This window comes from Enterococcus sp. AZ080 (genome assembly GCF_051714945.1).
Classification (GTDB): Bacteria; Bacillota; Bacilli; order Lactobacillales; family Enterococcaceae; genus Enterococcus_B; species Enterococcus_B pernyi.
On sequence record NZ_JBIOSV010000001.1, the window covers coordinates 2,931,922 to 2,945,575 of the forward strand.

Annotated in this window: 15 protein-coding genes; 2 read left to right on the forward strand and 13 right to left on the reverse strand. The window is 38.8% G+C overall.

The features are described from left to right. Positions 1-56: 56 nt before the first annotated feature. The 7 genes from ychF to IGK01_RS13870 form a co-directional block, all read right to left on the reverse strand. Complete coding sequence (ychF, locus tag IGK01_RS13840; protein WP_010734581.1) at positions 57-1,157, reverse strand: redox-regulated ATPase YchF; 1,101 nt, start codon at positions 1,155-1,157, stop codon at positions 57-59. Between the two features lie 8 nt (positions 1,158-1,165). Then, a complete protein-coding gene (locus IGK01_RS13845) occupies positions 1,166-1,357 on the reverse strand; it encodes a DUF951 domain-containing protein (RefSeq protein WP_010734580.1) in 192 nt (63 codons plus the stop codon). An 18-nt stretch (positions 1,358-1,375) separates the two neighbouring features. Next, positions 1,376-2,266, reverse strand: a complete 891-nt coding sequence (locus tag IGK01_RS13850; protein ID WP_010734579.1) for a ParB/RepB/Spo0J family partition protein — start codon at positions 2,264-2,266, stop codon at positions 1,376-1,378. Beyond that, the gene (locus IGK01_RS13855; RefSeq protein ID WP_438840831.1) at positions 2,253-3,020 is read right to left on the reverse strand and encodes a ParA family protein; all 768 of its coding nucleotides are present in this window, start codon (positions 3,018-3,020) and stop codon (positions 2,253-2,255) included. The genes IGK01_RS13850 and IGK01_RS13855 overlap by 14 nt, the downstream gene beginning before the upstream one ends. A gap of 11 nt (positions 3,021-3,031) precedes the next feature. Then, entirely contained in the window at positions 3,032-3,745 is a 714-nt protein-coding gene (rsmG, locus tag IGK01_RS13860) for a 16S rRNA (guanine(527)-N(7))-methyltransferase RsmG (RefSeq protein ID WP_010734577.1), read from the reverse strand. A 286-nt stretch (positions 3,746-4,031) separates the two neighbouring features. Then, positions 4,032-5,375 carry a triacylglycerol lipase gene (locus tag IGK01_RS13865; protein WP_438840832.1) on the reverse strand — a complete coding sequence of 448 codons (1,344 nt, stop codon included), beginning with the start codon at positions 5,373-5,375 and terminating at the stop codon, positions 4,032-4,034. Then, positions 5,375-5,893: a hypothetical protein gene (locus IGK01_RS13870; protein ID WP_023520590.1), complete on the reverse strand. Its 519-nt coding sequence runs from the start codon at positions 5,891-5,893 to the stop codon at positions 5,375-5,377. Before IGK01_RS13870 ends, IGK01_RS13865 begins: the two co-directional genes overlap by 1 nt. Positions 5,894-6,245: 352 nt before the next feature. Between IGK01_RS13870 and IGK01_RS13875 the strand changes: the two genes are divergently transcribed. Beyond that, complete coding sequence (locus tag IGK01_RS13875; RefSeq protein ID WP_226076015.1) at positions 6,246-6,698, forward strand: VanZ family protein; 453 nt, start codon at positions 6,246-6,248, stop codon at positions 6,696-6,698. 79 nt (positions 6,699-6,777) lie between these two features. On the opposite strand, the gene mnmG is transcribed toward IGK01_RS13875, so the two are convergent. Together mnmG and mnmE are read right to left on the reverse strand one after the other, a co-directional pair. Next, positions 6,778-8,679, reverse strand: a complete 1,902-nt coding sequence (mnmG, locus tag IGK01_RS13880; RefSeq protein ID WP_137073068.1) for a tRNA uridine-5-carboxymethylaminomethyl(34) synthesis enzyme MnmG — start codon at positions 8,677-8,679, stop codon at positions 6,778-6,780. A 14-nt stretch (positions 8,680-8,693) separates the two neighbouring features. After that, entirely contained in the window at positions 8,694-10,091 is a 1,398-nt protein-coding gene (gene mnmE / locus IGK01_RS13885; protein WP_010734568.1) for a tRNA uridine-5-carboxymethylaminomethyl(34) synthesis GTPase MnmE, read from the reverse strand. A 339-nt stretch (positions 10,092-10,430) separates the two neighbouring features. Between mnmE and IGK01_RS13890 the strand changes: the two genes are divergently transcribed. Further along, positions 10,431-10,769, forward strand: a complete 339-nt coding sequence (locus IGK01_RS13890) for a heavy metal-binding domain-containing protein (RefSeq protein WP_010734567.1) — start codon at positions 10,431-10,433, stop codon at positions 10,767-10,769. A gap of 160 nt (positions 10,770-10,929) precedes the next feature. Here IGK01_RS13890 and jag read toward each other — a convergent pair whose 3' ends face one another. The 4 genes from jag to rpmH all read right to left on the reverse strand — a co-directional run bounded on the left by jag (position 10,930) and on the right by rpmH (position 13,115). Further along, positions 10,930-11,673: an RNA-binding cell elongation regulator Jag/EloR gene (jag, locus tag IGK01_RS13895; RefSeq protein ID WP_062805932.1), complete on the reverse strand. Its 744-nt coding sequence runs from the start codon at positions 11,671-11,673 to the stop codon at positions 10,930-10,932. Positions 11,674-11,687: 14 nt separating this feature from the next. Further along, the gene (locus IGK01_RS13900; RefSeq protein ID WP_010734565.1) at positions 11,688-12,509 is read right to left on the reverse strand and encodes a YidC/Oxa1 family membrane protein insertase; all 822 of its coding nucleotides are present in this window, start codon (positions 12,507-12,509) and stop codon (positions 11,688-11,690) included. After that, positions 12,506-12,862: a ribonuclease P protein component gene (rnpA, locus tag IGK01_RS13905; RefSeq protein WP_010734564.1), complete on the reverse strand. Its 357-nt coding sequence runs from the start codon at positions 12,860-12,862 to the stop codon at positions 12,506-12,508. Before rnpA ends, IGK01_RS13900 begins: the two co-directional genes overlap by 4 nt. A gap of 118 nt (positions 12,863-12,980) precedes the next feature. Further along, complete coding sequence (gene rpmH / locus IGK01_RS13910; protein ID WP_002293121.1) at positions 12,981-13,115, reverse strand: 50S ribosomal protein L34; 135 nt, start codon at positions 13,113-13,115, stop codon at positions 12,981-12,983. Positions 13,116-13,654: the final 539 nt, after the last annotated feature.

The following is a 13,654-nucleotide window of genomic DNA, read 5'->3' on the forward strand; positions in this document are numbered from 1 at the left end:
TGACGGTTGTCACAAAAGACATTTTAACATATCACATACACCGTATGATAGCCTTTTTATACATTAAAACGGAATAACATAACGTCGCCATCTTGAACGACATAGTCTTTCCCTTCTAATCGTACACGTCCGGCTTCTTTCGCTGCGTGCATCGTTCCGTATTGGTCTAAATCTTCAAATGAGACTGTTTCTGCACGGATAAAGCCACGTTCAAAATCGGTATGGATGATTCCTGCAGCTTGTGGCGCTTTGATTCCTTTTTTGAACGTCCACGCACGAACTTCTTGTTCACCTGCTGTAAAGTATGTTGCTAATCCTAATAGGTCATACGCCGCACGAATCAATTGATCCAACCCTGACTCTTCAATGCCTAATGCTTCAAGAAACTCTGCTTTATCTTCGTCGTCAAGCTCAGCAATTTCTTCTTCTGCTCTGGCGCTAACGACAATCACTTCTGCATTTTCTTCTGCAGCAAAATTGCGGACTGCTTGAACATATTCATTCGCATCTGCATTTGCTACTTCATCTTCTGCCACATTCGCAACATACAAGATCGGTTTTGTTGTTAACAAGAATAAAGATTTAACGATTTTTTGTTCTTCTTCTGTAAATTCGATCGAACGTGCTGAACGTCCATCTTCTAATACTGGTTTGATTTTCTCTAACACCGCTAATTCAGCGACTGCATCTTTATCTTTTGTTTTTGCAATTTTTGCCACACGTGTATAGCGCTTCGTCACTGACTCTAAATCTGCTAAGACAAGCTCTAGATTGATCGTATCGATATCTGCTAAAGGATCGACACGTCCTTCTACGTGTGTGATGTTGTCATCGTCAAAACAACGAACGACATGACAGATTGCATCTACTTGGCGAATATGACTTAAAAATTGGTTTCCTAATCCTTCACCTTTACTTGCACCCTTAACGATTCCAGCAATATCTGTAAACTCAAAGGTTGTTGGTACAGTTTTCTTTGGTTTTACTAATTCTGTTAAACGTTGTAAACGCCAATCAGGTACTTCAACCATTCCAATATTTGGATCAATAGTCGCAAAAGGATAGTTGGCAGCCTCTGCTCCCGCCTTTGTAATTGCATTGAACAAAGTTGATTTTCCTACGTTGGGTAAACCCACAATTCCAGCAGTTAATGCCATAAATTCATTCACTCTTTCTCTACATTTTTTTCAAGTACTTTTTTCATTTTTTTCTCAAATTCTCGACGGGTCATCATCACGATATGACCGCAATTCATACATTTGATTTTGATATCAGCGCCCATTCGGATGATCTCCCAACGGTTCGTTTGACAAGCATGAGGTTTTTTCATTTCTACGATATCATGTAAGTCGTACATAACATAGCCTCCCTCTGTTTATTCTTCATCAAATTGAATATTTAGAATATCAAGAATTCTAGTTAAATCATTTTGTGAAAGATATTCGATTTCGATTTTACCTTTCCCATTCTTTTCTTGGATGGCGACACTTGTTCCAAATTTATCCATCAAGCGATCTTCACTCTCACGGATATAATACGGTTTTTCCTTTGCTAAACGTGGGATTTTTTTCTTTTCTTGCCCATCATTTTGATTCAGCTCGGAAACGATCTGCTCTAATTGTCGAACCGTTAGATTTTCTGTTACGACACGATTGGCTAATTTTAATATCAATTGTTTATTTTTTAATCCAAGTAACGTACGAGCTTGTCCCATAGATAATCTTTGATCTTGGACCATTTCTTTCACCAAATCAGGCAATGTCAATAAACGCAAATAGTTTGCGATATAAGGACGACTTTTCCCTAAACGACTTGCGACTTCAGCTTGTGTCAACTTTAAGTTCTTCATCAACATCTCGTAAGCTTCTGCTTCTTCTAAAGGATTCAAGTCTTCACGTTGTAAGTTTTCTAAAACTGCAACTTGCATCATCGCTTCTTCGTCGAAATCTCTGACAATTGCAGGAATCGTTTCTTTGCCAGCTAACTTAGACGCCCGGAAACGACGTTCACCTGCGATGATCTCATAACCTTTCACCGACGAACGACGAACAATGATCGGTTGAAAGACACCGGAGTACTCGATCGAGTTCGCTAATTCTTGCAATGATACTTCTTCAAATGTTTTACGTGGTTGATACGGATTAGGACGCAATTCGTTTAGTGGCAACTGAATGACAGTTTCATCTTTCACGTTGACTGTTTCTAAATTTTCCAAATCTTGAAACAGCGCGTCGATTCCCCGGCCTAGTCCTTTACTTTTCTTCACGATCGACCACTTCCTTTGCTAATGCTTGATACACTTCAGCGCCTCTGGAACGCGGATCATAATCAATGATAGGTTTTCCATGACTTGGTGCTTCTGACAAACGAATGTTTCGAGGAATCACTGTGTCATACACTTTTTCACGGAAATACTTCCGTACTTCTTCCACCACTTCATTCCCTAGATTCGTTCGAGCGTCATACATCGTCAATAATACCCCTTCGATTTCCAATTCAGGGTTGAAGTGTTTTTGTACCAAGCGAACAGTATTCAGCAATTGACTTAACCCTTCTAACGCATAGTATTCACACTGCACAGGGATCAAAATCGAATCACTTGCAGTAAATGAGTTGATGGTTAGATGACCTAAAGATGGCGGGCAATCAATTAAAATGTAGTCATACTGATCGTTGACTTCAGCCAGTGAACTTTTTAAACGTGATTCTCTTGCCATCATTGAGGTCAATTCAATTTCCGCTCCCGCTAATTGAAGAGTGGCAGGCACAATACTCAAGTTTTCATGTTCAGTAGCAATTGTCGCTTCAGCAATTGGTAACTCATTGACTAATACATCATAAATATCTTTTGTCACATCAGGTTTACGAATGCCTACTCCGCTAGTGGCATTTCCTTGTGCATCCATATCTACAAGCAACACTTGTTTACCTAAACTTGCTAAACAAGCACCTAGATTTACAGTTGTCGTTGTTTTACCAACGCCGCCTTTTTGATTTGTAACGGATATAATTTGTGCCATCTCTTCTCCTCCTACTTGATTGGTTGCTTATTCGGCAACCCAGGTTTTCTTGGATACTTCTTCGGTGTTGGTTTCTTCTTCTGTATAATCAGAATGTGGCGTTTGTCCGAGATTTTAGGTAGTTCAATTGCTTGCTCTCCGATAAATTTACCACCTAATTGCGCAATCGCTGGTTTCGCTTCTGCCAATTCTTCTTCGCTTTTCGCAGCTTTCAGTGCATAGAAATAGCCCTCTTGTTTCACTAATGGTAAACACAGTTCCGTCAATACATTCAAACGTGCCACTGCACGAGCAGTCACAAAATCAAATGATGCACGGAATTGCGGATTTTGCCCAAATGTTTCTGCACGATCATGATAAAGAGATGCATCGATTTCTAATTGATTCGTTAACTCAGTTAAAAAAGTGATTCGCTTATTCAAGGAATCAACAATCGTTATTTGTAACTCAGGAAAAGCAATTTTTAAAGGAATACTTGGGAACCCAGCTCCTGAGCCGACGTCACATAAAGTCAGGCCAGTTGAAAAATCAACATCAAATGCCAACGTCAATGAATCATAAAAGTGTTTTAAATAAACTTCTTCTCGATCAGTGATCGCCGTCAAATTCATTTTTTCATTCCACTCCACTAATAAATGAAAATAACGGTCAAACTGCGCCATTTGCTTATCCGATAAATGAATGTCTTTTTCTGCCAAGACTTGGCGAAATTCTTCTGGTGTCATAATTTTTCCTTTCATTGTGAAACAGCTAATTGTTTCACAGAATCTCTTCCTACTTTAACGCAAAATGAGTCGAGTTGCAATCTTTCTATATATAAATTTAAAGGAGGTTATGCCAAATTCGGAAGTAGGTAAATTCTTGTTCTACAATAAAAAAATAATCCGCCCTCGGACAACACAAAAAGAGTGTGCTGCCCATTGCTCACATTCCTTTATTTTCTATTATTTATTTAGACAACAATCACTTCTCAATAGTGCTTTTATCGATCGTTCACTTTTGTAGCAAGGGTTAGAACAATTGATTCGCTAATTCTTTGTCACGTGCCACCATTTCATTGATTTTTTGGGTGATTTCATCGGCGAGTGTTTGAAACTGTTCTGACATCTGATCGATCTGCCGGATTTTATCTCTAAATTCCTGTGTTGGCTCATCGACAATCTCCCATTTTGTACAATTAACTTCGGCTAATGTTTCAATTACCTCGTTGTACGTCAAATGTGGGGTATAATTGCGTACTCTTCCCAACCAGTCATTCCATAACTCTTCCAACTCCGTGATCCCGTTTTGGTAAATCACGCGAACATTGCTCATCGCCTCATCAAATTTACTTGCTGCGGTCCGTACTACAGCTAATGCTTGGCTATCCTCTAAATAAATTTTTTCTGATTGAGAAAGTCCGCCGCCACTTGCAGTCAGCTTCTGTTGTAACTCTTTTAAGGTCAAGAATTCTTTGATTTGAACCTTGAGCCACTCATTTTCTTCTTTCACACGCTTGATTTCATCTAGCGTATGCTCGCCACTGACTGCTAGTAGTTTGATCATTGCTTCGTTTTCCAAAAGTGTTTGTTGCCACAAAGTTGGGGCTAACAAGATCCCCCCATTGCCATCGACGTATACGATGATCTGTCCATGCTTATCGATATAATTTCCCTCTTCATCTGTTCTGAATTGATCCAGCGAATGTCCAAATGTTTCCCAGCCCGAATTATCGATTCCAAAACTATTGATTGGAAGCATCCCTTTCCCACCAGTGAAAAGCCCACTCGTGACGACATCCGAAGTGTCGTAGATATTGATCAGGGTACCGTTGTGATTATCGAATAAGGCTTGTGCAAGCCCTGGTCCTGCCGCGCCGTACGTCACACTGTCATAACCATTGATCGCTGCGACAAAAAGTGCTTTAGCGCCACCTAACGAGTGCGTTGAGATCGTATAGCCATCTGATTTGGGATACTGCTTTTCAATTTCATGGGCATAGTTCAAGGCAGAAGCAAATGCACCATTTGAGTGTTTATTACTTCGACCAATTTCCTCAAGGTTAGTATACCAATCTTTGAGCGAAGTCGTGCCAGCGTAAGCAATCGTAAGGTTTTTGGTGATGACGGAGTCAGGGAAGCCAGGTACTTTTTTTAATTGCTCTTCATTGTACCCAAGATATTCCTCTTTTATTTTAGCAACTACCATTGCTTGCATACTATTTTTCTTTGGCTTAGATTCATTACCGATTTTTTCTTTATTTGTATCTACTGTTTTTATGACTATATAAGGGATTTCTTTTACTAGATGATTTACTTTTATCAATCCATCTTCAACTTTATACACAGAATCAGATAGCCACCTATTTTGATCCATCAATCTATCCCTCCTTCGTAATAGATAATTTGTTCATCTGCCATAATCGAATTAATTTTTTCTTTTCTTTTTGTAATATAATAAGGACCAGTTCCAGTGCTATCAGAAATCATGTATATAGGTTTATTTGTTTCTGCGGAAATAGTACTTAAACTTACTTCCTCCTCATATACTCCATTAACAGTGAAATAAATGGTCAAAAAATTCATCGGACTCACTGAATATCCAGTAAATTCAATTTTAGTTATCTCCTTATATTCTCTGACCTCTAACAATGCTTTCAAATATTCTTCCGTGGTCATTTCACCTTGTCCGCAGTCATACTTTCTGAAAATTTCTTCTTCTTTCTCCCGATTGTTTACATAGAGACGATAATTGTTATACACATAATTTGCCAGATCCTTCTGTATTTCTAGCAATTCTTGAAGATCTTCTTCTCTTTTATCCATGTAGATCTTTCCTCCGATTCCTCCTAAGATAATGATCACTAATACACCTAACCAAAGCCGTTTGTTCATAGATCCTCCTTTCAGTTAGCTACTATTTTTGTCAATGCTTCACAATAAGATACGTATATTTCATTTTATTCTGCGATCACATTTCAATATTAAGTTATTTTATGTATACTTATAGAGAGAAAGACAAGTGTTGTGACGTATATTTTTTATAAAGTTAATCTCAATTGATTATAACAAAAATAAGGAGGTTTTTTAGATCGAAAATAAAATTAAAATGTTATTTTTAAAAATTTTTAATGCTACTTTCTTGCCTGCTTTTTTCTCGATGGTTTTTCATGCGTTATCTCTATTATTATTCTATTACGCTTTTTCCACCATCTGGCCTGTCGATTTTTGGGTTCCTTTCTTCTTAATGATAATCATTACGTTATTCCTTTATGTCAGTCTTCACTGTGCTTTCACCAGAAACATCTATCGAGAATGGCTGGTCTTTTTTTCTTTGCTGTACATCACCTTTCTTATTTATTTACTTTTCTTAAAAAATATCGGGATACGAGGCGTAGAATTTCAGCTATTTTCGTGGGTGAAGGATTTGATTTATGGTGATCCAATGATTGTTCTGTTTAATATTTTACTGTTTCTACCTTTAGACTGGATTTTACCAGTAAGTTGGAAGAATACTAATACTATCTTAGTCCTTTCAGCTGTCTTAGGCGTTGAATGGATCCAATATTTCTTTTACCTAGGTATTTTTGATTTAGGGGATGTTTTTGTAAATACTTGTGGGTTTCTTATTGGTGCATGTATAAATAGGTGGCTGATCAGTCGATGGGATATTCAGGTTTCTTCTTTTTTACATAAGTAATTTACTCTATGTTCTTGCTAACAAAAAAAGAGCCGACGAATCAATCATTCGTCGGCTCTTTTTTTGTTTAGTGCTTTATTTAAGCAGATGTTTCCACTTTCGCAATCTTCCCTTGTTCGATGTAGACCATCAAGATGCTTAGGTCCGCTGGATTGACACCGCTGATGCGGCTTGCTTGTGCGATGGTTTCTGGACGGATTTTTTGAAGCTTTTGTTTTGCTTCCGTTGCTAATCCGTTGATCGCAGCGTAGTCAATGTTTTCTGGGATGCGTTTGGCTTCCATCCGTTTTAGTTTTTCTACTTTTTCTAATGCTTTTTTGATGTATCCTTCGTATTTTAGTTGAATTTCAACTTGCTCGATTTCTTTACGTGTTAACTCCGCATTTTCTGGAATAAATCGTAATAGATCGGCATAGGTGATTTCTGGGCGACGCAAGAAATCACTTGCTAGCACACCATCTTTTAATGGTGCAGCATTTAATTCTGCTAAAAAGGCTTGGACTTCTGCTGTCGGTTTGATACGAACGTTCATCAAACGTTTGATTTCTTGTTCAACTGCTGCTTTCTTTTTCAAGTAAGCAGCATATTGATCTTCTTTTACTAAACCGATCTGGTGACCCATTTCCGTTAGGCGTAGATCAGCATTATCATGACGAAGAAGTAAACGATATTCTGCTCGGGACGTCAGTAAGCGATAAGGTTCATTCGTTCCTTTTGTGACTAAATCATCGATCATGACACCGATATAGCCGTCACTACGTTTGATGACTAATGGCTCTTTTCCTTGAACCTTCAATGCTGCATTGATTCCTGCAATCAGCCCTTGTCCCGCTGCTTCTTCATATCCACTTGTCCCATTGGTTTGACCGGCCGTATAAAGATTTTCTACGACTTTCGTTTCTAATGTTGGACGTAACTGGTGTGGTTCGACCACATCGTACTCAATGGCATAGCCCGTACGCATCATTTCTGCTTTTTCTAATCCAGCAATCGAATGCAACATATCCACTTGGACGTCTTCTGGAAGTGAAGTTGAAAGCCCTTGAACATACACTTCTTCTGTATTCAATCCTTCTGGTTCTAAAAAGAGTTGATGACGTGGTTTGTCTGCAAAACGGACGATTTTGTCTTCGATCGATGGGCAGTAACGTGCGCCGACGCCTTCAACGATTCCTGTAAACATTGGTGCGCGGTGAAGATTGTCACGAATGATTTGATGGGTCGTTTCACCTGTATAAGTCAACCAACAAGGTTCTTGTTCTAAGTTATAGGCACTGTCCGGTGTGGCAAAGCTAAAATGATTTGGCTCCTTGTCTCCCGGTTGTTCTTCTGTAACAGAGTAATCGATCGTACTTGATTTCACACGTGGAGGCGTTCCGGTTTTAAAACGATCAATGGCAAAACCTAATTCTTTTAAGTGATTGGCTAAACCAATTGATGGTTGTGAGTTATTCGGACCAGATGAATATTTTAATTCACCGATAATAATCTCACCACGTAATGCGGTACCTGCAGTGATAACGACTGCTTTTGAACGATAGCTTGCACCGGTTGAAGTGACTACACCATGACAAACCCCATCTTCAACGATCAATTCTTCAACGATTCCTTGTCTTAGTGTCAAATTCTCTTCTTTTTCAATTGTATGTTTCATTTCACTGGCATAGGCATGCTTGTCTGCTTGTGCACGTAATGCTCGGACAGCAGGTCCTTTCCCAGTGTTCAACATTCTCATTTGAATGTATGTCTTATCAATATTCTTACCCATTTCGCCGCCTAGTGCATCAATCTCGCGTACGACAACGCCTTTGGCTGGACCGCCGACGGAAGGGTTACATGGCATAAATGCCACCATATCTAAATTGATCGTTAATAGTAACGTTTTTGACCCCATACGTGCAGCAGCCAAAGCGGCTTCTGAACCAGCATGTCCTGCACCGACAACGATCACATCATATTCTTCTGCTTGATAATGATTCAAGAACTGTTCCTCCTTTATTTTCCAAGACAAAATTGACTAAACAATTGTGTGATCAGTTCATCTTGGACACTATCTCCTACGACTTCACCAAGGTAATCCCAACAGCGAGTCATATCCATTTGAACTAGGTCAACAGGCATACCCGCATCGATTCCTGCGATCACTTCTTGTAAAGAGATGGCCGCTTTTTCGAGCAAGGCAATATGACGGGTATTGGATACATAAGTTGCATCTCTTTCGCCAGTTTGCCCGCCAAAGAACAACTCAGAGATGGCCGTTTCTAATCGGTCTAATCCTTCATTATTGGCAACCGAAACAGCGAATACTGGTTCATCCTCGATCAATGATAAAAGCTTGTCTTCCTCTAATTGTTTCGGTAAATCAGTTTTATTCAATAGAATGATCCGTTTCAATCCTTTTGTTGCTTCCAACAACTGTTCATCTTCAATCGTCAACGGCTCGCTTTGATTCAAGACAAGTAAGATCAATTCAGATTCTGCCAAAGCTTTACGACTACGAGCAACACCGATTTGTTCCACGATATCTTCTGTTTCCCGAATACCTGCTGTGTCGATCAGTTTCAACGGTACGCCACGAACATTGACGTATTCTTCAATCACATCTCTTGTCGTTCCCGCAATATCTGTCACGATGGCTTTTTCTTCTCGTAATAAATGGTTCAGTAAGCTTGACTTACCAACGTTTGGACGACCGATGATGGCCGTACTTAATCCTTCTCGTAAGACCTTGCCTTGTTGTGATGTTGCTAAAAGAACTTCGATACGTTGTTGGATCATCTGCGCTTTTTCTAATAGAAGTTTTGTCGTCAATTCTTCGACATCATCATATTCAGGGTAATCGATATTCACTTCGACTTGTGCTAATGTCTCTAAAATTTCTTGTCGAAGGGAACGGATCAATGCAGACAGATTTCCATCTAATTGGTTCAACGCGACACCCATCGCCTTGTCTGTTTTCGCACGGATCAGGTCCATGACTGCTTCAGCTTGGGATAAATCAACTCGTCCATTTAAAAAGGCACGCTTTGTAAATTCTCCTGGCTCTGCTAAACGTGCGCCTTCTCTTAATAGAAGCTGTAAAATTTGATTGACGACAACGATGCCCCCATGGCAATTGATTTCTACAACATCTTCTCGGGTAAATGTTCGTGGTGCGCGCATGACGGATACCATGACTTCATCGACTAATTGTTCACTTTTGGGATCGACGATATGCCCATAATGAATCGTATGACTAGGAACATCCAACAACTGTTTATTGCCACTTTGATAGACTTTATTGGCAATGGTCAACGCTTGATCACCGCTTAAACGCACAATACTTATCGCCCCTTCACCTGGTGGCGTAGAGATTGCTGCAATCGTATCAAATTCTAAGGTTATTTCAGCCATTTTTTCACTTCCTTTTTCATTTTACGCACAAAAAAAGTGCCCACTTCACCCTTTGCAATAAATGGTGAACTTCGCACTTTGACTGCTTGTTCTGTTTAAATTCTGGTCATAGACTATCATATCTAATTCTAGTAATCAAGCTTTTTTATTTATTTTTATGAGAGTCACTAATCAATCTTAAACTTTTTCTGCACAGGGTTCTTTTGACTGAAACTATCATTAGATCACTCTCTATAGAAGTAAATCTACTCTTATATCTTTATCTTTGTTCCAAAAAACGTTACACTTAAATGGTAACGGTATCTACATACTTTTTCTTTACCGAAAGGAGCAAAAATTATGGCCCAATTTAAGCCTAGTGCAGTAGACGGAGTAGATGATCCACGAATCAATGAAGTGGTGTTATCGACAGGGAATATCAATCAAAAATATATCGTCAGAGATATCGTATTTGTCGCAGAATGTATTGAAGGAGACTTATTCGACCCTACATTCAATAGTGATGACATGTTCTTGACAACAAAACAAAAATTAAAAAAGAAAGTGTTAGATTATGGCGCAAATGCAGTCATCAATTGTCACTTTGAATATCAACAAAAACCCCGAGATGGCAAACAGATCATCGAACTTTTTGCTTACGGTACCGTGATCCAATTTGTCCAAACAACGATTGGCTGATCACAAAAAAACGTGCAGAGCTTTCGCTCTGCACGTTTTTTCTACCAAAGTAAAGACTACCATCGTATACTCCGATAAGAATGATTTCTAATAAAATATACTTTGTTTGGAAAAGTTTGTCAATCTGATCGCAAGATTTTGGTTCTTCTCTTCGTAATCGCTAGCTAGCTGGTTCGACAACTAAGTAACGATATGGTTCATCACCTTCTGAGTGGGTTTGTACTCCCTCATGTTTACTTAATGCCGCGTGGATTTGTTTGCGTTCAAACGCAGGCATCGGTTCTAAAAATACAGGATGTCCCGTACGCAAGACTTTTTCTGCGGTGCGCTCAGCTAAACGTTGGATGATCTCTTGTCGTTTTTCACGATAGTTGCCCACGTTTACCACGACAGAGAGTTTATTACCGGCTACTCGATGAATGAACACTTGCGCCAAATATTGCAAAGCATTTAACGTTTTTCCATGTTTGCCGATCAACAGACCTTGTTTATCCGTTTCTAAATGGAAGACGATCAAGTTCGCTTCTCGTGTCATTTTTACTACAGCTGGTGCATTTAGTTGCTGGGAGATCTCAGTGAGATAGGTTGCTAATTCCGATAAAGCTGCTTCGTCACCTAATTCACTTTTTTCTTCAATCAAGTCCTCAGGTTCGATTTCACCCGTATCTTCTGTTTGAACAGATGTTTCTTCCAACACTTCTTCTACGGTTTCTTCGATCGTTTCAGAGACAACTTCGCTGATATTCGGTTCGATTGAAAGTTTGGCATTTCTTTTTCCCATTCCGAGAAATCCTTTTTTTCCTTCATCAAGTATCTCAATAGCGACTTGCTCTTTTGCTAGTCCTAACTCATTCAATCCAATTTCAACAGCTTCATCTACGGTTGCAGCTTCATAAATCGGCATTTGCATTCCCTCCCTTATTTTTTACGTTTTTTCTTAGGACTTTGTGCCTTACGCAAAGCACGTTCTTTTTCACGGATACGTTGTGCTTCTTCTTCACGCTCACGTTTGATTTTAAATGGATTATTGATCAATAGTGTTTGGAACACTTGGAAAGCATTTGATACTACCCAGTATAATGAAAGTCCACTGGCTAAATTGACCCCCATAACTAAGATCATCACTGGCATCGCAAAATTCATGACTTTCAATGAAGCGTTCGATTCCACTTGGCTCATGCTTGATAAATACGTACTTGCAAATGTAAAGATGGCAGCCAACACTGGTAAAATAAAGGTTGGGTCAGCGTTCCCTAAGTTCAACCATAAGAAGTGACCTTGACTCAACGCAGGAACACGAGAAATTGATTGCCATAAAGCCATTAAGATTGGCATTTGTACTAATAAAGGCAAACAACCTGCATATGGATTTACACCATTTTCAGCATATAACCGTTGTTGTGCTTCTCTTAACTTACTTTGTGTTTCAGGATCTTTTGAACTATATTCTTGTTGGATCGCTTTTAGTTTTGGTTGAAGTTCTTGGGTCTTACGCATACTTTTTGTTTGGAAATGCATTAATGGTAATAAAATTACGCGAATGATGATCGTGAATAAAATGATCCCGATCCCAACATTTCCAAATGACAATGCTTTAATCGCTTCTGCAAAATAATAAACAATGTAGCGATCCCAAATTCCTGTACTTTGTGCGCTGACTTCTCCAGTTCCACAACCGGATAAGACGATGATCAGACCGACAAGTCCGGCCATCAAAAGTAAACGTTTGTATTTCTTCACTTACTCTTTTCCTCTCTGTCGATTATTTTTGCAAGCTTTAAGACATGGACTAAGTTGGAGCGAATCTCATCGTAAGTCAGTCCTTTGATGCTTGGTCTAGCAATCACAATAAAATCTAATTCCGGCTCGATCTCTTCTTTCAATGAATAGATCGCCGCACGGATTTTTCGTTTTACTTCATTGCGACATACAGCGTTTCCGACTTTCTTACCTACAGATAAGCCAACACGAAAATGCGGTTGTTCCTTCTTTTCTAAACGGTACACGACAAACTTACGGTTAGCAAAGGAAGCGCCGGTTTGAAACACCGCTTGGAACTCTCGTTCTTTTTTCACTCGATACGCTTTTTTCATTCGTTTTCTTTCCTTTTCTATCTCTCACTTACGCTCCCAATCATACCATATTTCCTATAAGTCTTTCACCTTTTCCTCTAAAAAAGGGCATAAAAAAAACCACTGTAACCCCAGTGGTCTAAGCTGAAAGAACTTTTCTTCCTTTACGACGACGGCTAGCTAAAACACGACGTCCATTTTTAGTACTCATACGTTTACGGAATCCGTGAACTTTTTGACGTTTACGTTTATTTGGTTGGTATGTTCTTTTCATCTTGTTCCACCTCCAGAAATTCTTATCTACATGTACATGAATTAAACACAGACATACTTTGATAGTATAACGAGTACTTAGGTGATTTGTCAATATAAAAAAAAGCTTTTATTCGAAAATAATTCTCTCATTTTATCCACAACGGTATTTTTCGCGCTGTGTTTTCAATGTGGATAAAGTTATACACAGAAGTTTTCCACAGTAATTTACCCTTGGTTTTTACACAGAATAAACAGCTGAAAATAAGTAATCCACAATTTCATAATTTCCTGTGCATTAATTTCTGTAAGTACTGTCATTATTACTTTTTTTATCCACATCCCACTGGGTAAATCTCTAGTTTTACACCACTTATCCACCTGTTGATTACTCTTGTGGATATCTTTTTTTCCTCCCTGTGTTTTTCTTCTTTTTTTTTCTTCTGGATAATGTGGATAATTGTTATAAAAAATTTTTTTCTTTTCTTTCTGTGGAAAACTTTTGTAAAAAATGATAAATTAGTACTAGCTATTTACTTTTAATGAAGGAGGAGGCCTTGT

Coding starts and splice junctions, on each gene's coding strand:
- rsmG (WP_010734577.1), bottom strand. CDS start 3,745: ATGACACCAGAAGAATTTCGCCAAGTCTTGGCAGAAAAAGACATTCAT.
- rnpA (WP_010734564.1), bottom strand. CDS start 12,862: ATGAAAAAAGCGTATCGAGTGAAAAAAGAACGAGAGTTCCAAGCGGTG.
- ychF (WP_010734581.1), bottom strand. CDS start 1,157: ATGGCATTAACTGCTGGAATTGTGGGTTTACCCAACGTAGGAAAATCA.
- IGK01_RS13890 (WP_010734567.1), top strand. CDS start 10,431: ATGGCCCAATTTAAGCCTAGTGCAGTAGACGGAGTAGATGATCCACGA.
- jag (WP_062805932.1), bottom strand. CDS start 11,673: ATGCCGATTTATGAAGCTGCAACCGTAGATGAAGCTGTTGAAATTGGA.
- rpmH (WP_002293121.1), bottom strand. CDS start 13,115: ATGAAAAGAACATACCAACCAAATAAACGTAAACGTCAAAAAGTTCAC.
- IGK01_RS13855 (WP_438840831.1), bottom strand. CDS start 3,020: ATGGCACAAATTATATCCGTTACAAATCAAAAAGGCGGCGTTGGTAAA.
- IGK01_RS13870 (WP_023520590.1), bottom strand. CDS start 5,893: ATGAACAAACGGCTTTGGTTAGGTGTATTAGTGATCATTATCTTAGGA.
- mnmE (WP_010734568.1), bottom strand. CDS start 10,091: ATGGCTGAAATAACCTTAGAATTTGATACGATTGCAGCAATCTCTACG.
- IGK01_RS13875 (WP_226076015.1), top strand. CDS start 6,246: ATGATAATCATTACGTTATTCCTTTATGTCAGTCTTCACTGTGCTTTC.
- IGK01_RS13865 (WP_438840832.1), bottom strand. CDS start 5,375: ATGGATCAAAATAGGTGGCTATCTGATTCTGTGTATAAAGTTGAAGAT.
- IGK01_RS13845 (WP_010734580.1), bottom strand. CDS start 1,357: ATGTACGACTTACATGATATCGTAGAAATGAAAAAACCTCATGCTTGT.